Source organism: Ruegeria sp. CDSA077, assembly GCF_059612265.1.
The window spans coordinates 1,042,565-1,062,695 of the sequence record NZ_JBXWQG010000001.1 but is presented as its reverse complement, the minus strand read 5'-3'; the positions used below and the strand labels follow the sequence as shown (position 1 = coordinate 1,062,695).

Below are 20,131 nucleotides of genomic sequence, written 5' to 3'. Positions count from 1 at the left end.
AAGGCGTTACCTTAACCTGCTCCGAAGGTTTCGCCAACAAACCCTACCAAATCAGAGGGCCGGGTGAGTGTCAGACCTGCCACAGTACCGGTTTTCCCGCCTGCCGGAGCTATGGCGGATGTGAAACCAAGTTTTTGGGCTTCTTTCAACCTGTTTTCTGTCTGAGGGGCCGGTCTAAGTGCCCCGGACAACGAGATTTCTCCGAAAACGACGGTGTCCGTTGGCAGGGCTGTGTCCTCGCGCGCGCTGAGTAGCGCGGCAGCAACGGCAAGGTCCGCGGCTGGCTCGGTGATTTTAAGCCCGCCTGCGACGTTGAGATAGACATCGAGCCCGGCAAAGGGGATGCCGCAGCGGGCTTCGAGCACGGCAAGGATCATTGCCAGCCGTCCGCTGTCCCAGCCGACGACGGTTCGGCGAGGCTGAGAGTGGGGGGATGGGGCAACCAGCGCCTGAAGCTCGACCAGAACCGGCCGTGTCCCTTCGATACCAGCAAATACGGCCGATCCGGGGCTGGGCTTGCCGCGTTCAGATAGAAACAGGGCCGACGGGTTTGTGACTTGTGCCAGACCCTTGCCTGTCATCTCGAACACGCCAATCTCATCGGCTGGACCAAACCGGTTCTTGACCGCGCGCAGAATGCGGAACTGATGCCCGCGTTCGCCTTCGAAATAAAGAACGGTATCGACCATGTGTTCAACCACGCGGGGGCCAGCGATCTGACCATCTTTGGTGACATGGCCAACCATGATGATTGAAACTCCGTGTCGTTTCGCAAACGTGGTCAATTCATGTGCTGCGGCGCGGACTTGTGACACTGAACCCGGTGCGCTGTCGACGTTGTCGGCCCACATGGTTTGAATTGAGTCGATGATTGCGAGACCGGGTTTCTCGGCTTCCAACGTGGTGAGGATGTTACGCAGGTTGGTTTCGGCGGCCAGTTGCACAGGCGCATCTTCAAGCCCTAACCGGCGCGCGCGCATCCTAACCTGCGCGCTGGCTTCCTCGCCCGAGACGTAAATGGTTTTCACACCCGCACGCGAGAACCGGGCCGCGGCCTGCAGCAAAAGGGTGGATTTGCCGATGCCCGGATCCCCACCTACCAGCAAGGCCGAGGCGGGGACGAGACCGCCTCCCAGCACGCGATCCAACTCCTCAACCCCGCAGAGTGTGCGGGGTGGGGGCGTTTCCTCGGTCGACAGGTCCGTGAGTATGATAGACTGGCCGCGCTTACCACCGAGGGATTTTTTGGCCGGGCCAGCCGAAAGGGGTACGTCTTGCGTGATGGAATTCCATTCACCGCAACCGTCACAGCGCCCGGACCATCGTGAATGAGTGGCACCGCAGGCCGAGCATGAAAAAGTTGTCTTTGCCATGGCGCCCTTGGTGCCCGAGGAATGGCGGTTCTTCAAGCCCTCGTGGGCCTTCATCTCCGCCGGTAGCGCGCCATATCCTCAGGCCCGTTTGGGCCATTGTCCAAAGCGGGCGCCGTCGCGCCTATTCGGCGGCGCGAGGTGGCGACATAGCTATGACGCTCGACGGCTTCGATGCACCGTCCTTGGGCTGCTGCAGTTGAGCCGACAATTCCGGCAACAGTTCGAAAAGTTCGTCGCGCAGACGGGTTAGCTGAGAACGAGCGATGGATTCCTCGATTTCAACATCATGGGTCCACTGGCGCAGCTCGTGCTGAATGGTTTGCGCCTCTTCCAGCCGTTGCTGAAACAGTTCGATCTCTTCCTGGCGTTGCTGCAGGAATGTGCGGGCACGGGCGATGCGGGTATCCCCGTAAGTTTCGGCCAATTCTTGGCTGATCTGGCTCATTTGCGCGGCCAACTCCAGAATCTCTGGTTCGAGCGATTGTAGGTTGGGATGTTGGCGCAGGAAGGCCATCCGCTCTTTGACCGCATCAAATTCGGACGACAGGATAAATGCCCCGCTGCGGTCCTGCGCATGGGCCAGCTGATAGGCATGGGCGATGTCGTGCATGTTCAGCGCAAATTTACGGTGCGCGTTTTCCAGCGCCATCATCCGGGCATTCGCAGGAAGGTAGAAGGCCAGCATCAGGATCAGAGCGGTCAAGCCAATCTGAACATAGATCCCGGCGTCTATGATGGTACCGCCCGCCAGTCCGGCTTGCATGGAGAGCCAGGGCAGTACGCCCATGGCGGATAGCATAGTGGTTGCGACGGCCAGAAAAGCCGCGGAACAAATCAGAAAAAATGTCAGTCGTAAAAATGCGTTTTGAAACTGTAATGTTAACGTGTGGAGTGCGGTCATGTTCGACGATCTCCTTCTCAAACCGATACATATCGGTCCGAAGCGGACAAAGGTTGAACATAATTTTTGATCCGCTACGGACCGATCACTACAAGAAACTGGCTGCTCGAAATATTAAGATGATACTCAGATAAGTGTTTTCAATCAATTAGGTCTGATGATTTCGTGATCTGGATGTCATCTCGGTAATAATACCCAAGCCGATTGAGGCCAAAATACAGGCCGTAAACAGGTAAAGCCCCCATGCGGTTTCGATGGTCGCGTAAGAGATGCCTTTGGCCAGAGTGATATAGAGCGCGATCAGGAAGATGTCTGCCATCGCCAGCTTGCCGAGGATGTTCAGCGCAGGTTGAACGCGCGCATCCAGCAGGTCCCATTGGATCAGGGCGGTGCCGATGGTTTTCAGATAGGGTGCGAAAAGGGCGAAGACGGTGACGATCAGCGCGAGGAAGATATCGGACTTCCAAAGGGACTGGAGCCCGGTGATGACGCTGATTTCGGAAAGTCCGAAAATGGGCAGAAACCCCGCGCGCATCAGCGGGGCGAACCACGCGATGGGGTAGAGGATCAGGAGCGAGAGGGTGACGAGGCGGAGGGTCATTATAGTTACTCTTCGGACTTTTCTATGAGGTGAATATTTAACCTCAGTCTGTATTGTGCCTATACCGATATCTGAAACGCTATTGATACACATCACTTTGTTTACGAATAAAATTTATATGACTGAACCTGTTATAAAAGTTGTCGAAGGCCCGTCCCCAACCCAGAAGGGGGTCAACGAGGCTATAACTGCTGGCCTCGCGGGGGTTCTTTCAGCGGGAAGTGTCGCTGCAGACATTATGCCATTTGATCGCGAACAGTTGTTCGGCGTAATGCATTTTCGCCTCCATGAAGCACTGCAGGCGCAACGCAGGGCGCGTTGGTTCGGTGGAAAAATTTACAATCGATTTTCAGGGCAAGATCCCAATTACGTTCTGTTTTCGGGAACTCATCTGAGTCAAACATTGTCGCTTGCTCGGATTCAGACGCCAGATTTTGTAGTCCCGCGTGGGAAATACCTGCTGCGGCTAGATTATGTAAAAGAAGCCTACGAGAACTTGAAACAAGAAAGGAAAGGTGCGCCTGTCTAACGCACCGCCTCAATCGGCCCCTCAGCACTGCCGCTGATGAACTGCTCTACGTAAGGATCGCCCGAGGCGTCCATCTGGCTGACCGGGCCGGTCCATTGGATCATGCCTCCGTGCAGCATGGCAACGTTGTCGGCGATCGCGCGGACCGAGCTCATGTCGTGGGTGATGGTCATCGCGGTGGCGCCCATTTCGGTCACGATCTCGCGGATCAGGTCGTTGATGACGCCGGACATGATGGGATCAAGGCCGGTGGTGGGCTCATCGAAGAAAATGATCTCGGGCTCGGCGGCGATGGCGCGGGCCAGGCCTACGCGTTTTTGCATACCGCCCGACAGTTCGGCCGGGAAACGATCGGCCACATCCGCTTTCAGACCCACGCGGCGCAGTTTCTCGATGGCGATCTCGCGCGCCTCGTCCACGGGGCGTTTGAGCGAGCCGCGCAGCAGGCGGAAGGCGACGTTTTGCCAGACGGGCAGCGAGTCGAACAGCGCTCCGCCCTGAAACAGCATTCCGAAGCGGGCCAGAAAGGCATCGCGGTCGCCTTTGGTGGCGTCTTTACCGTCTACATAGACCGTGCCGCTATCGGGTTTGATCAGGCCAAGAACGCATTTCAGCGCCACCGATTTGCCTGTGCCCGACCCGCCGATGATGACCATCGAGGTGCCCTTGGGGATCTCAATATTGACGCCTTTGAGGACCTGATTGGACCCAAAGGCTTTATGTACATTCTCCATCCGGATCATATCGAGAAGAACACCCCTGTCAGAACGAAGTTTGCAGCCAGAATCATGATTGCGGCAGCCTCGACCGAAGATTTGGTCGCAGCGCCAACGCCCTGCGCGCCCCGGCCCGAATTCATGCCGTAGTAGCAGCCCATGGTCGCAGTGATCAGGCCAAAGGCCGCGCCCTTGGTAAGCGAGGAGACGATGTCATGAAATTCGAGGAAATTCATGGTGTTTTGCAGGTAGGTCGCGGCGTTGAAGCCCAGGCTTTGGGTCGCCACGATATATCCGCCTGCAATGCCGATCACATCGCCAACAGCAACAAGAATCGGCACGGTAATAACGGCGGCCAGCACCCGCGGCGCGGTGAGGTATTTCATCGGATGGGTGGACAAAGTTACCAGCGCGTCGATCTGCTCGGTCACTTTCATGGTCGCGATTTCGGCGGCGATGGAGGATGTGACCCGCGCCGCAATCATAAGACCGCCCAGAACAGGCCCAAGCTCGCGCACCATGCCAATCGCTACGATTTGTGGCACCACAGCTTCGGCATTGAAACGCGCACCACCTGCATAGATCTGAAGCGCCAATGCACCGCCGGTAAATATCGCCGTCAGGCCAACCACCGGCAGGGACATCCAACCGATATTCATCAGAGCGACCGCAAATTCGCGCGGATAATAGGGGGGGCGGAAAATATGTGAAATCGCGTCCACGAAGAACAGCGCGACCTTGCCGAAATTTGCAAGCAGAGACAGGGCTGTACGACCCAACCCACCCAGTATTGAAAGAGGGTTCATTCGATATAGCCCCGAGAGTAGCGTGCGCCTAGCGATGTCAAAATTTCATACCCGATGGTGCCTGCAGCCTCGGCCAGATCATCCACTGTCTGGTGCCCGTTCAGAATGCGCAGGCGTTCCGGATCCTCGGGCAGATCCGTTACGTCGATGGTGATCAGATCCATCGAGATCCGGCCAACAACGGGGCAGGGCTGGCCTCCTACAAAGGCGTCGATGCCACCGCCGATAGCGCGGTGAAGCCCGTCCGCATACCCGGCCGCAACCGTGGCGATACGGGATCTGCGCCGCGCGACCCAGCTGTTGCCGTACCCCACACTTTCGCCGGGCTCGACCTCGCGCACCTGAATGACCGGAAGGTCGACGGTGACGACGGGTTTCGCATCGGCAAAGGGTTGTCCGCCATACATCCCGATACCGGGACGGCAAAGGTCGAAGTGATAATCGCTGCCCAGAAGGATACCGCCGGTGGCCGCAAGCGATCTGGGGGCCGCACTTCCATCAGTCAATTCGTGGAACACCCGCAGTTGGTGGCGATTCATCGGGTTGTCAGGTTCATCCGCACAGGCGAGATGCGACATCACCAGCGAGGGGTTAAGTGGCTCAATCTCGGTGCGCAACGCGGCCCAGTCCGCAGGCTCAATCCCCAAGCGATTCATGCCGGTATCCAACTGGATTCCAAAGGCGTGTTCAGGCAAGGCTTGACGATGGCGGCGGAACTGTTCGGACGAATTCAGCAATGGCGTCAAATTGTGTTGGAGCAGTAGGTCGCTGTCGCCTTCCATATGCCCGGAAAAAACACTTATCGTTGCGTCGGGCCCGACAGCCTCGCGCACGGCGGCGCCTTCTTCGGCGGCCGCGACAAAGAAATTTCTGACACCTTCTTCAGCAAGTGCGGCAGAGACAGGACCAGCGCCCAGGCCATAGGCGTCGGCCTTGACCACGGCACCCGTTTCACAGGACGTCTTTGCATCAAGCGCCTGCCAGTTGCTGGCCAGCGTATAAAGATTGATCGTTAAGCGTGCAGTACTCATGCGTCTGTTCATGACATTGGATCGCGTCAGGTCAAGGGGGGTCGCAGCGATAATTGACCTGTACGTTGCGCATAACGGCACCTTGAGGCCGGGAAGCGGGTTGAAACAGCGTAAATCTGCGTATTGATCATCTGAGGGCAACAAATCACTATTGTGCGCACATCGTGGTCAACCATGATCGGGTCAAGGTGATCGTTCACTAATGCCCAAAGGGGCCTGTTGGGATGAAAACATGATTGAACTCTCGTTTGGGTACAAAAACCAGAGCAGTAGGTTGCCTGATTTCTTTTACGATGTGTTCTCTGCCTCAGAGGGGGGCGAGGAAGGACGGGCCATTCAATCTTTGATCAGGGAATTGCTGAAAACCGAGCCCGATCAGGATCTGCAGGGATGTGTTGCGACTGATGGGGGTGATCTTCTGGGATGTATCATGTTCTCGCGCCTGACCTTTGATCAGGATCCGCGACGGGTGTTTCTGATGTCGCCCGTGGCCGTGCGGACGGATCGGCAACAGGGTGGGGTCGGGCAGAAGCTGATCACCTTTGGTCTGGACCAACTGCGGGCCCAAGGCGTCGATTTTGCAATAACCTACGGAGATCCGTCATATTACGGCAAAACCGGTTTCCTGCCCATTTCTGAGGCATTCGCGCAGCCGCCAATGCCGCTTAGCCAGCCGATCGGATGGCTAGGGAAATCTCTGTCTGGTTCACATGCTGATCCGATAGTGGGGCCGTCACGCTGTGTCAGCGCGTTTGACCGACCTGACCTTTGGTGACGGTCAGTAGCCTTCGATCTGACCGTCCTGCTGCCAGGGTTTGACGAGGTTCCCAAAGCGGGTGAACTGTGCTTCGAAGGACAGCTCGACCGTACCGATGGGGCCGTGGCGCTGTTTGCCAACGATTACTTCGGCCTTGGCGTGCAGGCGTTCCATGGCCTGCTTCCACTCTTCCATCTTCTCCAACTCATGATCGCCGGGCTTTTCACGTTCTTTGTAGTATTCCTCGCGGAACACGAACATCACCACGTCAGCATCCTGTTCGATCGAGCCTGATTCCCGCAGGTCGGACAGTTGAGGGCGCTTGTCGTCTCGGTTTTCAACCTGCCGGGATAGCTGAGACAATGCGATGACCGGGATGTTCAGTTCCTTGGCAATGGCTTTCATACCCATCGAAATCTCAGCGATTTCGTTGACGCGGTTTTCGGCCATGCCGCGGCACAACTGCAGATAGTCGATCACCAGCAGGTCCAGACCGTGAGTCCGCTTCAACCGCCGTGCACGCGCGGCGAGCTGTGAAATCGGTAGTGCCGGGGTGTCGTCAATGAACAGCGGGCAGGCTTCCAACTCCTTGGCCGCATCAACAAAGCGGCGAAACTCACCCTCGGTCATGTCACCCTGGCGGATCTTGTGGCTCGAGATTTCCGAGGCTTCGGCCAGAACCCGGCCCGCCAACTGCTCGGCGCTCATTTCCAATGAGAAGAACCCGACAACGCCGCCGTCAATCGCGCCTTCGGTGCCGTCGGGTTTCAGCCCGCGCTTGTACGCTTTGGCCACGTTGAACGCCACGTTTGTCGCCAATGAGGTTTTCCCCATCGACGGACGCCCGGCCAGAATGATCAGGTCGGACGGGTGCAAGCCACCCAACTGTTTATCCAAATCGGTCAGACCGGTGGAAATCCCGGCCATTCCACCACCGCGCTGATAGGCCTCGTTGGTGACGTTGACAGCCTCGGTGACCGCCTTGAGGAAGGATTGAAACCCCTGTTCGGTCTGGCCTTGTTCAGACAGCTGATACAACTGCTGTTCAGCCTCAACGATCTGTTCTTTGGGCTCGCTCGCCACATCGACCCGCGCCGCCTTGTCCGAGATATCGCGGCCAAGTCGGATCAACTCGCGCCGGATGGCAAGATCATAGATCATCTGGGCATAGTCATGCACCGCAAAGGCGCTGATCGAGGCCCCGGCCAGCTTGACCAGATAGGCCGGACCGCCCAGTTCCTTCAGGCCTTCATCCTCGGCCATGAAAGATTTCAGCGTGACGGGCGAGGCCAGCGCGTTCTTGGCGATACGGGTCGCGGCGACCTCGTAAATACGCGCGTGGACTGGGTCATAGAAATGCTCGGCCCCGATGATCGAGGCGACCCTGTCATACAGGTCGTTATTGGTCAGGATCGCACCCAGAAGCTGTTGTTCAGCCTCTATAGAATGCGGCATGGTATCGGCGTTTTGGATCTGTGCCGCTGCCTGCTCGATGCTGCTTATCTCGTTCATTTTGTCCCCGCTGCCCGTCCCGAGGTTCTATACGCGAAACGCCTCTGCAAGCTATCTGGAAATACCTGTGGCTAACTGGGGGTAAGGCCTAGGGATAACTTTCCAGACAGTTTGGACGATGTGGTGTGCTTGGCCTATTATGTAGGAAAGCGGGGAAAAGTCACCAGATATCGTATATGCTCAGCCGATTCTTTGGCGCTTATCCCCAATCCATCCACAACAGGTTTAGGAAGGTTTGTTGGTCTCTTGCCAGCCGCGCGGGTCGTTCAGGAAGGCTTCGACACCGTCAAGTGTTTCCGTATCAAAGGCTTTCTGCGCTTTTGCCTCGGCCAGAACATCCCACCAGGTGCACAGCGAATGCAGTTTCACCCCATGATCACCCAGAGTTTTCTCGGTTTCGGGGAAGATGCCATAATAGAAGATCACCGCCGTATGCCCGCAGGTCGCGCCGGTTTCGCGGATCGCATCAACGAAGGACAGTTTTGAGCCGCCATCGGTGGTCAGATCCTCGACCAGCAGCACGCGCTCGCCCTCGCTCATCGCGCCTTCGATCCGGGCGTTGCGGCCATAGCCTTTGGGCTTTTTACGAACGTATGTCATCGGCAAGGCCATGCGTTCAGCGACCATCGCGGCAAAGGGAATGCCCGCAGTTTCGCCGCCAGCGATATTGTCGAACGCTTCAAAGCCCGCATCCCGCATCACTGTAACGGTCAGGAAATCCATCAGAGTAGACCGGATGCGCGGGTACGAGATCAGCTTTCGGCAGTCGATATAGGTCGGGCTGGGCAGTCCGCTGGCCAATGTGAATGGCTCGCGCGAATTGAAGTGAACGGCCTTGATCTCCAGTAGCATCCGCGCGGTCAGACGGGCGATTTCGGTGCTGTCGGGAAAGGAACTGGGGATCATGGCGGGACCTCTGAGCTGAAAAACCTTCGGGGCTGATAGCCTGCTGCTGCCGTCAGAGTCGAGAGGGCAGGCAAAAGAAAAGCGGGCCCGAATGGGGCCCGCTGTAAGCTTTCACAATGGTTTGGTGGTTAGCTTGACATGTCGTAGGCACGTTCGCCATGCACCGACAAGTCAAGGCCATTGGTCTCGGTCTCGGCATCCACACGCAGCGGCGTGACGGCTGAGACCAGCTTGATCAGCACAAAGGTCACCACAGCGGTAAAGACGCCCACGATTGCCAGCCCGCCAAGCTGCGCGGTCCAGGTACCCAGACCGAACAAGGCGATCATGATCGTGCCAAAGATGCCGCCAACGCCATGCACCGCAAACACGTCCAGCGTATCGTCGATTTTCAAAATGTTGCGCATGACATAGACCGCTTCCTGACACAGGATACCTGCGACGCCGCCGATGATCAGCGCCTGAACCGGGCCGACGAAACCCGATGCTGGGGTAATCGAAGCGAGACCGGCGATGGTTCCGGTCACAAGACCCACCATCGAGGCTTTGCCAAAGCGAATTTTCTCCCACAATGCCCAGGTCAGGGATGCAGTGGCCGCCGAAAGATGCGTCACGGTCATCGCCATCGCCGCACCACCATCTGCCGCCAGTTGCGAGCCGCCGTTGAACCCAAACCAGCCGACCCACAGCATTGCGGCGCCGATCATGACATAGCCCGGATTATGCGGAGGCGTCGTGCGATTGCGGCGCGGGCCGAGTACAACGGCAATGATCAATGCGGCCAGACCTGCCGTTTCATGCACCACGATGCCACCGGCGAAATCTCGCACACCAATCTCGCCAAAAATGCCGCCATCGCTCAGCATTCCGCCGCCCCATATCCAATGGACCACGGGCGCATAACACAGCAGCATCCACAGGGCAGAGAAGGTCAGAACAAAGCCAAAGCCAACCCGCTCGACATAGGCGCCGACGATCAGGGCGGGGGTGATAATGGCAAAGGTCATCTGGAAGGCAAAGAACAGAATTTCGGGCAGGGTGCCGGCCAGGCTGTCGGCATCAACACGATTTAGAAAGGCCTTGCCCAACCCACCCCAAATCCCGCTTTCACCGGGGCCGAAGGCGATGGAATATCCTGCGACCAGCCAGAGAATGCTCATCAAGCAGGCGATGCTAAAGCAGTGCATGAACACGCTTAGCACGTTGCGGGCGCGTACAAGGCCGCCATAGAAGAGGGCCAGGCCCGGAAGTGTCATGAACAGGACCAGTGCGGTTGCTACTATGATCCAGGCGGTATCGGCTCCATTCATCAGCCACTCTCCTTTTCAGAATGCGTGGCGGGGCTTGAAGCGGATTGCGAGTGGGGAAAAAAGAGGCAGAGCCCAAAAAAGCAGCCTATTTCAGGGGCCTTTTTTGAAGAGTTGATTAATTGGGCGTCAAATTGTCGAGCATGCCCGATTATTGGGCAGTGCTGAAAAGTGCCTTTGACAGCAGTGCCAGCGCGTGATCCCGCGCAGCGCGGCGCACCCGATCGCGGCCCAATGCGCCGAATTCGACGGTTTCTGTCATGGGTGGGATGCCGTCACCGGCCACACCAAAACATACCCGGCCTTCGGGTTTAAACTCGGACCCGCCCGGGCCTGCAATGCCGGTAACCGACACTGCCAGATGCGCCTGTGAATTCCGCAAGGCACCCTCGGCCATTTCGCGTGCGACCTGTTCAGAAACCGCGCCATGGGCATCCAATGATTCCTTGCGGACACCCAACATTTGTTGTTTGGCAGTATTTGTGTAGGTCACAAAACCGCGCTCAACGACCGCAGAGCTGCCGGGGATGTCGGTCAGAGCCGCAGCGACCATCCCGCCAGTGCAGCTTTCGGCGGTGGTGATCATCACCCCTTTCGCTTTGGCGCTTTCTAGCAGGTCGGAAACGGTCACAACCCCAGAACTCCGTGGCTGAACCCGGCGGCCAACATGATGCCTATGGCCGCGAATACCCCGGCAATCACATCGTCCAGCATAACGCCCATCGGATCACCGCGCCGGTCGGCCCAACCCACGGGGCCGGGTTTCAGGATGTCGAACAGGCGGAACAGTACAAACCCAGTTACCCAACCTGGCCACAGCGCCGTAATGTCGATCCCGTGCGCCCAACTGGGATAGGATATCGCCCAAAGCGCGAGGAACTGACCTGCGACCTCGTCAATCACAATCTCGGAAGGGTCGTGGTCTTCTTGCCCGGCGGTCATCACCCGCGTGGCCCACAGACCGCCGAAAAACACTGCGACTGTCGCGACCACCAGTAAGGGGAAACCGCCCAGAGTATGCAGAACCCATACCAAGGGCAGGGCAACCAAAGACCCCCAGGTGCCGGGGGCGGGTCGCAGATATCCGACGCCACAAACAGTGCCAATCAGTTGTGCAACGGTCATGATTTCACCAAACAAGCTGTTGCAATAGAAGCAATTCCTTCACCACGCCCGGTAAAGCCCAAACGCTCGGAGGTTGTGGCCTTGACCGAAATCTGATCCTGGCGCAATTCCATGATCTTCGCCATCTCTGCCCGCATGGCCGCGGCGTGAGGCCCGACCTTGGGGTATTCGCAGACCAGCGTGCAGTCGACATTCGAGATACGATATCCCATCTGCCCGGCCAACTCGACCGCGTGGCGCAGGAATATTTCGCTTGCCGCGCCTTTCCATTGGGGATCTGAGGGCGGAAAGTGCTGTCCGATATCCCCTTGTGCCAATGCTCCGTAAATCGCATCGGTGACTGCGTGCATACCGACATCCGCATCAGAATGCCCCTGAAGCGATCGGTTATGCGGAACTTTGATACCGCACAGGATTACGTGATCCCCGTCACCAAAACGATGCACGTCGTAGCCGTTCCCCAGCCTTACATCCATATCCGTTCCCAATATGCGTTCCGCCCTGGCAAAATCCTCGGGTCGGGTGATTTTCAGGTTGTCCGTATCGCCCGGCACGATGCAGACGTCCAGCCCGGCGGCGCGCGCGACTTCCACGTCATCCGCGGAACCTCCGGGATGCGCGGTGTGAGCAGCGACGATTGCGTCATAGTGAAAGCCTTGCGGGGTTTGCGCTGCATGCAACCCGGATCGATCCTGAGTGCCTGTGACCATAGTGTCGCTTGCTGTCCACAAGGCGTCCGTCACCGCAAGGCCAGGTGCTGCACCGGGGAAATTGTCCAGAGCGGCCAGAACGGCATCAATGATCTCGGTGCTGACACAAGGACGTGCGACATCGTGGATCAAGACGCGGGTCACATTCATCCCGTTCAACGCCGACAACCCGCTGCGCACTGATCCTGCTCTGTCTGACCCGCCTTCCGCGAGGATCAGATCGGCGCTTTTAAATTCTTCCCAGGCGGGGGCATCCTCTTTCGAAAGCACAAGGACGATGTGATCGACTTGCCCGCGGAATCGGTCGATGGTCCAGTCGGCCACCCGACGACCTGCCAGATGGCGCCACTGTTTTGGCGTGCCGCCTCCGGCGCGTTGACCGCGTCCTGCGGCGACAATGATAGCTGCAGTCGTCATGTGTCGTGCTCTCCGACAAGTTAAGGGCAATGTTTAGGGTGCGGTGAAAGCAGAGGCAATCACTCGGTTTCATCTGCTTAAAAAATAGGCAAACGATGATTTTGCATGCTTGTTCATGGCCGTTTTGTTGTTCATATGCACTCAATTCGATATCAAAGCTGCAACTGCTCAAGGATTAAGCACGTTGACTCTGCGACTTGCCGACAAAGATTTGAACCCGCCCGTACTACTGGCGCCCATGGCCGGAATCACTGATCGCCCGTTTCGCGATCTGGTGATGCGCTTTGGTGCCGGTATGGTGGTCAGCGAAATGGTGGCTAGCCAGGAAATGGTGCAGGCCAAACCCGGTGTGCGCGAACGGGCCGAGCTGTCTGCGGATGTGGAAAACACTGCCGTCCAGCTTGCCGGACGCGAGGCGTATTGGATGGCCGAGGCGGCCCGCCAGGTCGCTGATCGGGGTGCGCGCGTGATTGATATCAATATGGGCTGCCCGGCCAAGAAGGTGACAAATGGATATTCGGGCTCGGCCCTACTGAAGACACCTGACCACGCGCTGACATTGATCGACGCCGTTGTCAGCGCCGTGGACGTGCCCGTGACGCTGAAAACCCGGTTGGGATGGGATGACAAATTGCTGAACGCGCCCGATGTGGCAAGGCGGGCGCAGGATGCTGGGATACGAATGGTCACGATCCATGGCCGCACACGTTGCCAGTTCTACAAAGGGCATGCCGATTGGAGCGCAATCCGGGCGGTCAAAGAAGCGGTCTCGATTCCGGTGATTGCGAATGGTGACATTGTTGATTCTAGCGCTGCACGCATAGCGCTGGATCAGTCCGCCGCCGATGGGGTTATGGTTGGGCGCGGGGCGCAGGGTAAACCGTGGCTTCTGGCGCAGATGGGGCATGAGTTATACGGGGCAGAGGCGCCAGTCATTCCCGCTGGTAGTGATCTGATCGACATGGTTCGTGCCCATTATCAGGCCATGCTGGGGTTTTATGGTTTGGATCTGGGCCTGCGCGTCGCTCGCAAGCATCTCGGCTGGTATATGGATGAGGCTGGAACACCGGCCCCGTTGCGCCGGGCGGTGCTGACATCGCGCAACACGGATGAGGTGATGCACCTGCTGAGTGTTGCGCTTGGCAGTGATGCAGAGGTGGCGGCATGACCTCGGATCACAGCATCTGGACCTCGCTGCCCGTTCCTGCCTTTGTCATAGATGCAGATGACCGGATCGCAGACATAAACTCCGCCGGTGAAGGGTTCCTGAATGCCTCGCGCAAATCCGTGATCGGGCATCCCGTCTGGGATCAGATTGCCGTGGACGCTCCATTAGAAGAAGCGTTTCTGAGAGCGCGTCAGCAAGGTACGCCACTATTTGTGAACGATGTGGATGTAGGGTCAGGCAACCGCGCGCCGTTGCAATGTGCGCTTCAGATCGCGCCGCTTGTCGGACATCCGGGGTCAATGATCATGATCATCACGCCGCGTGAACTTGCTGGGCGTATGACCCGTGGAAACACGGTGAAATCTGCTGCGCAATCGGCGATCGGCATGGCCGAGATGCTTGCGCATGAAATTAAGAACCCTCTGGCAGGAATTACCGGCGCGGCGCAGCTTCTCAGCATGAATATCTCGCAGCAAGACCTTGAATTAACAGATCTTATTGTCGAAGAGAGTCGTCGTATCGTAAAACTGTTGGAGCAGGTTGAACAATTCGGAAATCTCTCTGAGCCCGATTTCAAACCGGTCAACATACATGACGTGCTGGATCGGGCACGGCGGTCGGCCCTGTTGGGTTTCGGTGCCCATATGACGATCATCGAGGATTACGACCCGTCGTTGCCACTTGCTTATGGCGACCCGGATCAGTTTCTGCAGGTCATCTTGAATTTGTTAAAGAATGCCTCGGAAGCCGCTGACCCTAAAGGGGGAACCATACGTTTAAGGACGTATTTTGAACATTCTTTCCGCCTGCGACGCAGCGACGGGTCAGGTCATTCTCTGCCACTGCAAATCGAAGTGACCGATGACGGCCCCGGTCTGCCGGAGAAGATTCGGGGCGAGATATTCGATCCGTTTGTGTCGGGCAAGGAAAACGGCACCGGCCTGGGGCTGGCGCTGGTCAGCAAGATCATTTCGGACCACGACGGCTGGATTTCGGCCGAGTCGGTTCCGGGACGAACGGAATTTCGCATCTCTCTGAGGCGCGCGCCGCGTGACGCGAAATAGTCAATAAATCGCCGGAAAGAGCAAGAATAAGGAAAGCACCTGATGGATGGAACAGTACTGGTTGCAGATGACGACCGCACAATTCGGACCGTTCTGACACAGGCCCTGACACGCGCTGGGTGTAAGGTGCATGCAACCTCGTCGTTGACCACTTTGATGCGTTGGGTGGCCGAGGGCAAAGGCGACGTGGTCATATCCGATGTAGTTATGCCGGATGGCAATGGGCTCGAGATGTTGCCAAAAATCGCACAGGACCGACCGGGATTACCGGTCATCGTGATTTCGGCGCAAAACACGATCATGACGGCCATCCAGGCAGCCGAGGCGGAAGCTTATGACTATCTGCCGAAACCCTTCGACCTGCCGGATTTGATGAAGCGTACCGCGCGCGCGCTGGAACAGAAACAGCGCACGCCGTCAGATGCCGGTAACACGTCCCAAGAGCGTCCGGAAGAGCTGCCTCTGGTGGGGCGGACACCAGTGATGCAGGCGCTGTATCGCTTGGTGGCGCGGGTGATGAATACCGATCTGTCGGTCATGATTTCGGGCGAGAGTGGAACGGGCAAGTCGTTGATCGCCAAAGCGATACATGATTTTTCCGATCGCAGGACGCTGCCATTTGTAACGGCCACTGCCGCCGACCTGCTGGATCTTGAAGGCCCGGCGCGCGTCATGGCACGGGTGCGGGGCGGTACGCTGCTTATCGACGAGATCGCGGATATTGATGACGAATTACAGGCGCGTCTCGTTCGGATGATGGACACTCCAGGCGATCATGTTCCTCGGTTCATGGCTACGAGCCAATCGGACCTGACCGAAGCCATGGAGAACGGGCGCGTCCGGCAAGACCTGTATTATCGCCTTTGCGGTGCGACAGTGCATGTTCCGGCCCTTCGCGAAAGGGTCGATGATATCACCTTGCTTGCCGATCATTTTCTGGCGCGTGAAGAACGCGAACATGGCGCGAAACGCTGGTTCAGTCCGGATGCGGTCGAGCTAGTACGGCGCTATTCCTGGCCCGGAAATGTACGGCAGCTTGAAAATGCGGTCCGTCGTTTGAGCCTGACCAGCCGCGCCGATGAAATCTCCAAAACCGAGGTCGAGTCGGTGCTGGGCAGCCAACCCGAAGCCGAGCCGGTGCTAGGCAATGGAGAACGCGAAAAGCTCTCGGCTTCGGTCGAACGCCACCTGCGCCGCTATTTCGATCTACATGGAAATATGTTGCCACCTCCGGGTCTGTATCAGCGTATTTTGCGTGAGGTTGAGGCGCCTTTGATTGAACTGGCCCTGGATGCGACCGGGGGAAATCAGGCAAAATGTGCTGATCTTCTAGGGATTAACCGGAATACGCTGCGCAAAAAGATAACAGAGCTCGATATTCAGGTGACACGGCGGCGCAAACTGATGTAATATCGCCACACAAAGCGTGGCATCCGGGTTTCGACCGGGCAACGACCACGACATATGGCGGTAAGTCGCGCAAGCGGCACATCAGGATGAGGGCAGACGGTGGCAACCCGAGCACAGAGCGGGCTGATTTTATCAGTCAATCGGTGGCGAAAATCCCGAAGGCTGCGCAATTTTGGAACTTTGGGTCTGGTTTTGCTGGGCCCGGTGCTGGCTTTGACCACTTATCTGGTCATTGGTCCATTCGATCTGGGGGCAACCGCGCCCTCACTGCGCCTGATCCTGCTTGCGGATCTGGTCTATGTTCTCGTGGTTGCGGCGCTGGTTCTGGGTCAGGTAGGCAACCTGATCGCAGCACGCCGGGCCAAATCCGCGGGGTCCCGTTTGCACCTGCGACTGATCGGAGCTTTCACGCTGTTGGCTCTGGTGCCGACTGTCACGGTTGCAATCTTTGCCGGTCTGACGGTGAATATTGGTCTTGAGGGCTGGTTTTCCGACCGCGTAAGGCAGGTTGTCGGATCCTCGCTTACTGCTGCGGAAGCTTATGAACAGGAACACCGAGAGGGCCTGACTCAGGACGCCGTCGTATTAGCGCTTTTTCTGGACAATGCCCGGACGCGTGATTTCTATATTTCCGATGCTGAACTGCGAGAGGTTCTGGCGCAAGGGCAGGCGCAAATCCAGCGCGGTCTGCGTGAGGCCTATGTCATTGATGGAAATGGTGAAATCCGATCCCGGGGGGATCGCTCTTATCTGTTCAACTTCGAAAAGCCGACCTCTGAACAGATGGCCCAGGCGACTGAGAATGAATTGCTGATCATTGCCGATTGGCAAAACAGTGAATTCAGGGCGCTTGTGCCTTTGAAGGCTTATCTTGATCGGTATCTCTATGTCAGCCGGGAAGTGGACGGGCAGTTGCTGACGCTGCTGGACGATACCAAGGAAACAGTTCAGTTCTATCAACAGCTTGAAAGTGAACGCGGACGGGTATTGTTTGAATTCGGCCTGCTTTATCTGGGTTTTGCCGTGATCCTGATCCTGGCTGCAGTGTCGCTGGGAATGTGGTTCGCCGAGCGTCTCTCGCGCCCGGTTGGACGCCTGACCACCGCTGCGCAGCGTGTCGGGGCAGGCGATCTGGGCGTTCAGGTTATCGAAGAAGCCACCGATGACGAAATTGCGATGCTGGGCCGTTATTTCAATCAGATGACCCGACAGTTGAAAGGGCAGCGCGATACCCTTTTGGAGAACACACGGCAGATCGAACGCCGGCGTCGGCTGTTCGACTCGGTTCTGACCTCGGTCACATCCGGTGTTGTTGGTGTCGACCCCGATGGTTGCGTGACGTTTGTGAATCGATCCGCCGAACGCCTGTTGGATTGGTCCCGTGGAGAGGAACATCTTGCCATTGGCATTGCGGTGCCCGAATTCATGCCTTTGTTCGAAAGCCTCAAGGACAGCGGGCAAGAGGCTGTGCAGGGTGAAATCAAAGTCACGCGAAAAGGCCATTTGGAAAACCTGTTGGTCCGCATGGCGATCCGCCGCGGCGAAGATGGCGGGCTTGAAGGATATGTGGTTGCCTTTGACGACGTGACCGATCTGGTCAGTGCACAGCGAATGGCAGCCTGGGGTGATGTGGCGCGCCGCATCGCACATGAGATCAAGAACCCCTTGACCCCGATCCAGCTGAGCGCCGAGCGGATCAAACGAAAGTTTTCGTCCAAACTGGATGAGGATGATTGCGATATCCTTGTATCCATGACTGATGTGATCGTTCGCCAGACGAATGACCTGCGGCGGATCGTGGATGAATTTTCAAAGTTTGCGCGCATGCCGGAACCGGATCGGCACGAAGAGAATCTGGTGGGGTTGGTGCGCGAGGCTGTTCTTTTGCAGCAAGCCGGTCAGCCGGATGTCGAAATCGAAGCGATGCTTCCAGATCAGCCGATTTCAGGTGATGTAGACGCAACAATGCTGAATCAAGCGCTGACCAACTTGATCAAGAATGCAGGCGAAGCGATTGAAACGCTGAAACAAAAAGGGGCACCTAAGAACCTCAAGCCTCAGATTAAGGTTACTGTGATCGGCGACGATGCGGGCACAGTAATTACCATTGCCGACAACGGTATCGGCTTGCCGGAAGATCGTGCGCGGCTGTTTGAGCCTTACGTGACCACACGCGACGAGGGCACCGGGTTGGGGCTGCCGATCGTCAAAAAGATTATCGAAGAACATGGCGGGGTGCTGACACTTGAGGACGCCCCCGTATTTGACGGACAGGACCATTTTGGCGCAATGGCCGTGATCCGTTTGCCCGGGAGCAATATTTCCTCAAATTCAGCGCCGAAAAAGCAGGCAATTGATACAAACAAACTGAAAGCAGGCCAAAGATGAGCGACATTCTGATTGTAGATGACGAGCGTGATATTCGCGAGCTTGTGTCCGATATTCTCGAGGACGAAGGCTATTCCACCCGGCTGGCTGGCAACTCGGACGAGTGTATGGCAGCCATCAATTCCGAACCCCCGGGGCTTTTGATCCTGGATATCTGGCTGAAAGACAGCCGGATGGACGGGATTGATATTCTGAAGACTGTAAAGCGCGACAACCCAGACATTCCGGTGGTGATCATTTCGGGCCACGGGAATATCGAAATCGCTGTCGCTGCGATCAAGCAGGGGGCGTATGACTTTATTGAAAAGCCCTTTAACATCGACCAGCTGATGGTTGTGATCCGCCGCGCGATGGAAACCTCGCGCCTGCGCCGCGAAAACGCCTCGCTAAAGCGGAAAGAGGTCACAAGCTCGGATATGATCGGCAAATCGGCCTCGTTCCGGGCAATGCAGAGCCAACTGGACAAGGTTACCAAGTCCAACGGGCGTGTGATGCTGACAGGCCCTGCCGGTTCAGGCAAGGAAATCGCCGCGCGCTATATCCATGCAGAATCGAACCGGGCAAATGCGCCCTTCGTGACCGTGAACTGTGCCGGGATCGAGCCGGAGCGCGTTGAAGAGGTTCTGTTCGGCCGTGAAACCACCGAACGCGGGGTTGAGGCAGGCCTGTTGGAAGAGGCCCATGGTGGCGTCGTCTACTTTGATGAAGTGGCAGATATGCCCATGGGAACCCAGTCAAAAATCCTGCGGGTTCTGGTTGATCAACAGTTTCAACGGGTTGGAGGTACCGACAAGGTCCGGGTCGACCTGCGGGTGATCTCTTCGACCAATCGTGACCTTGATGCAGAAATCGCAGCTGATCGTTTTCGAGAAGAACTTTACCATCGTCTGAATGTTGTGCCTATTTCGGTGCCTTCGCTAGAAGATCGGCGCGAGGATATTCCCGTTCTTGCCGAGTTTTTTATTGAAATGTGCAATGAATCCCAGGGCCTGCCGGTGCGCGAGATTTCAGACGAAGCTGTTGCGTTGCTGCAGACCATGACCTGGCCGGGCAATGTGCGTCAGCTTAAGAACCTGATCGAACGGGTACTCATTCTGGGTGACGGTACGGGCCCGATCGAAGCGCGTGAGCTTCCAAACGAAGAAGAAAAAGCTGATGAATCGGGACGCGTCGTTCTGTCCGGGGCATTGGCGACCTTGCCGTTGCGCGAAGCTCGCGAGGCGTTCGAGCGTGAATATCTGCTGACCCAGATCAACCGGTTCGGGGGCAATATCAGCCGTACCGCCAGCTTTGTCGGCATGGAACGCAGCGCGCTTCATCGTAAGCTGAAATCTCTGGGCGTAGTGACCTCGAACAAATCGGGGGCGCGGATCGCGCAACTGGACGAGGCTGAACCGGCGGAGTGATCCG

Annotated in this window: 19 protein-coding genes; 7 read left to right on the top strand and 12 right to left on the bottom strand. The window is 57.2% G+C overall.

What is annotated here, in order from left to right:
* Window positions 1-11: 11 nt before the first annotated feature.
* From radA to AC2FLE_RS05300, 3 genes are all read right to left on the bottom strand, one after another.
* Window positions 12-1,373, bottom strand: a complete 1,362-nt coding sequence (radA, locus tag AC2FLE_RS05310; RefSeq protein ID WP_496695640.1) for a DNA repair protein RadA — start codon at window positions 1,371-1,373, stop codon at window positions 12-14.
* A 121-nt stretch (window positions 1,374-1,494) separates the two neighbouring features.
* Complete coding sequence (locus AC2FLE_RS05305; RefSeq protein ID WP_496675888.1) at window positions 1,495-2,274, bottom strand: DNA repair protein; 780 nt, start codon at window positions 2,272-2,274, stop codon at window positions 1,495-1,497.
* Window positions 2,275-2,422: 148 nt separating this feature from the next.
* On the bottom strand, window positions 2,423-2,875 hold the full coding sequence (locus tag AC2FLE_RS05300) for a paraquat-inducible protein A (RefSeq protein WP_142633488.1): 453 nt from the start codon (window positions 2,873-2,875) through the stop codon (window positions 2,423-2,425).
* Between the two features lie 118 nt (window positions 2,876-2,993).
* On the opposite strand from AC2FLE_RS05300, the gene AC2FLE_RS05295 reads away from it, so the two are divergent.
* Complete coding sequence (locus AC2FLE_RS05295) at window positions 2,994-3,404, top strand: hypothetical protein (protein ID WP_496695638.1); 411 nt, start codon at window positions 2,994-2,996, stop codon at window positions 3,402-3,404.
* Here AC2FLE_RS05295 and AC2FLE_RS05290 read toward each other — a convergent pair.
* The 3 genes from AC2FLE_RS05290 to alr are packed head-to-tail and all read right to left on the bottom strand — an operon-like array spanning window position 3,401 to window position 5,957.
* Complete coding sequence (locus AC2FLE_RS05290; RefSeq protein ID WP_496695636.1) at window positions 3,401-4,147, bottom strand: ABC transporter ATP-binding protein; 747 nt, start codon at window positions 4,145-4,147, stop codon at window positions 3,401-3,403. The genes AC2FLE_RS05295 and AC2FLE_RS05290 overlap by 4 nt on opposite strands.
* Window positions 4,144-4,926 (bottom strand): MlaE family ABC transporter permease, encoded by a 783-nt coding sequence (locus AC2FLE_RS05285; RefSeq protein WP_271947374.1) that lies wholly within the window; start codon window positions 4,924-4,926, stop codon window positions 4,144-4,146. The genes AC2FLE_RS05290 and AC2FLE_RS05285 overlap by 4 nt, the downstream gene beginning before the upstream one ends.
* Window positions 4,923-5,957 carry an alanine racemase gene (alr, locus tag AC2FLE_RS05280; RefSeq protein ID WP_496695634.1) on the bottom strand — a complete coding sequence of 345 codons (1,035 nt, stop codon included), beginning with the start codon at window positions 5,955-5,957 and terminating at the stop codon, window positions 4,923-4,925. Before alr ends, AC2FLE_RS05285 begins: the two co-directional genes overlap by 4 nt.
* A 232-nt stretch (window positions 5,958-6,189) precedes the next feature.
* On the opposite strand from alr, the gene AC2FLE_RS05275 reads away from it, so the two are divergent.
* Window positions 6,190-6,732, top strand: coding sequence for a GNAT family N-acetyltransferase (locus AC2FLE_RS05275; RefSeq protein ID WP_496695632.1), 543 nt, complete (start codon window positions 6,190-6,192; stop codon window positions 6,730-6,732).
* A gap of 3 nt (window positions 6,733-6,735) precedes the next feature.
* Here AC2FLE_RS05275 and AC2FLE_RS05270 read toward each other — a convergent pair whose 3' ends face one another.
* From AC2FLE_RS05270 to AC2FLE_RS05245, 6 genes are all read right to left on the bottom strand, one after another.
* Window positions 6,736-8,226: a replicative DNA helicase gene (locus tag AC2FLE_RS05270; RefSeq protein ID WP_142633499.1), complete on the bottom strand. Its 1,491-nt coding sequence runs from the start codon at window positions 8,224-8,226 to the stop codon at window positions 6,736-6,738.
* Between the two features lie 225 nt (window positions 8,227-8,451).
* Window positions 8,452-9,132: an orotate phosphoribosyltransferase gene (locus AC2FLE_RS05265; protein WP_496695630.1), complete on the bottom strand. Its 681-nt coding sequence runs from the start codon at window positions 9,130-9,132 to the stop codon at window positions 8,452-8,454.
* A gap of 128 nt (window positions 9,133-9,260) precedes the next feature.
* Window positions 9,261-10,442 carry an ammonium transporter gene (locus AC2FLE_RS05260; protein ID WP_496695628.1) on the bottom strand — a complete coding sequence of 394 codons (1,182 nt, stop codon included), beginning with the start codon at window positions 10,440-10,442 and terminating at the stop codon, window positions 9,261-9,263.
* Between the two features lie 148 nt (window positions 10,443-10,590).
* On the bottom strand, window positions 10,591-11,070 hold the full coding sequence (locus tag AC2FLE_RS05255; RefSeq protein WP_496695626.1) for a CinA family protein: 480 nt from the start codon (window positions 11,068-11,070) through the stop codon (window positions 10,591-10,593).
* Entirely contained in the window at window positions 11,067-11,564 is a 498-nt protein-coding gene (locus tag AC2FLE_RS05250) for a phosphatidylglycerophosphatase A family protein (protein ID WP_282021915.1), read from the bottom strand. Before AC2FLE_RS05250 ends, AC2FLE_RS05255 begins: the two co-directional genes overlap by 4 nt.
* Window positions 11,561-12,691, bottom strand: a complete 1,131-nt coding sequence (locus tag AC2FLE_RS05245) for a bifunctional 2-C-methyl-D-erythritol 4-phosphate cytidylyltransferase/2-C-methyl-D-erythritol 2,4-cyclodiphosphate synthase (protein ID WP_496695624.1) — start codon at window positions 12,689-12,691, stop codon at window positions 11,561-11,563. Before AC2FLE_RS05245 ends, AC2FLE_RS05250 begins: the two co-directional genes overlap by 4 nt.
* Before the next feature lie 184 nt (window positions 12,692-12,875).
* Between AC2FLE_RS05245 and dusB the strand changes: the two genes are divergently transcribed.
* From dusB to ntrX, 5 genes are all read left to right on the top strand, one after another.
* Window positions 12,876-13,859 carry a tRNA dihydrouridine synthase DusB gene (dusB, locus tag AC2FLE_RS05240; protein WP_496695622.1) on the top strand — a complete coding sequence of 328 codons (984 nt, stop codon included), beginning with the start codon at window positions 12,876-12,878 and terminating at the stop codon, window positions 13,857-13,859.
* Window positions 13,856-14,923, top strand: a complete 1,068-nt coding sequence (locus AC2FLE_RS05235) for a two-component system sensor histidine kinase NtrB (RefSeq protein ID WP_496695621.1) — start codon at window positions 13,856-13,858, stop codon at window positions 14,921-14,923. The genes dusB and AC2FLE_RS05235 overlap by 4 nt, the downstream gene beginning before the upstream one ends.
* A 42-nt stretch (window positions 14,924-14,965) precedes the next feature.
* On the top strand, window positions 14,966-16,333 hold the full coding sequence (locus AC2FLE_RS05230; RefSeq protein WP_282021919.1) for a response regulator: 1,368 nt from the start codon (window positions 14,966-14,968) through the stop codon (window positions 16,331-16,333).
* Window positions 16,334-16,432: 99 nt separating this feature from the next.
* Window positions 16,433-18,721, top strand: a complete 2,289-nt coding sequence (locus tag AC2FLE_RS05225; protein ID WP_496695619.1) for a sensor histidine kinase NtrY-like — start codon at window positions 16,433-16,435, stop codon at window positions 18,719-18,721.
* Window positions 18,718-20,127 carry a nitrogen assimilation response regulator NtrX gene (gene ntrX / locus AC2FLE_RS05220; protein WP_496675862.1) on the top strand — a complete coding sequence of 470 codons (1,410 nt, stop codon included), beginning with the start codon at window positions 18,718-18,720 and terminating at the stop codon, window positions 20,125-20,127. Before AC2FLE_RS05225 ends, ntrX begins: the two co-directional genes overlap by 4 nt.
* Window positions 20,128-20,131 lie beyond the last annotated feature (4 nt).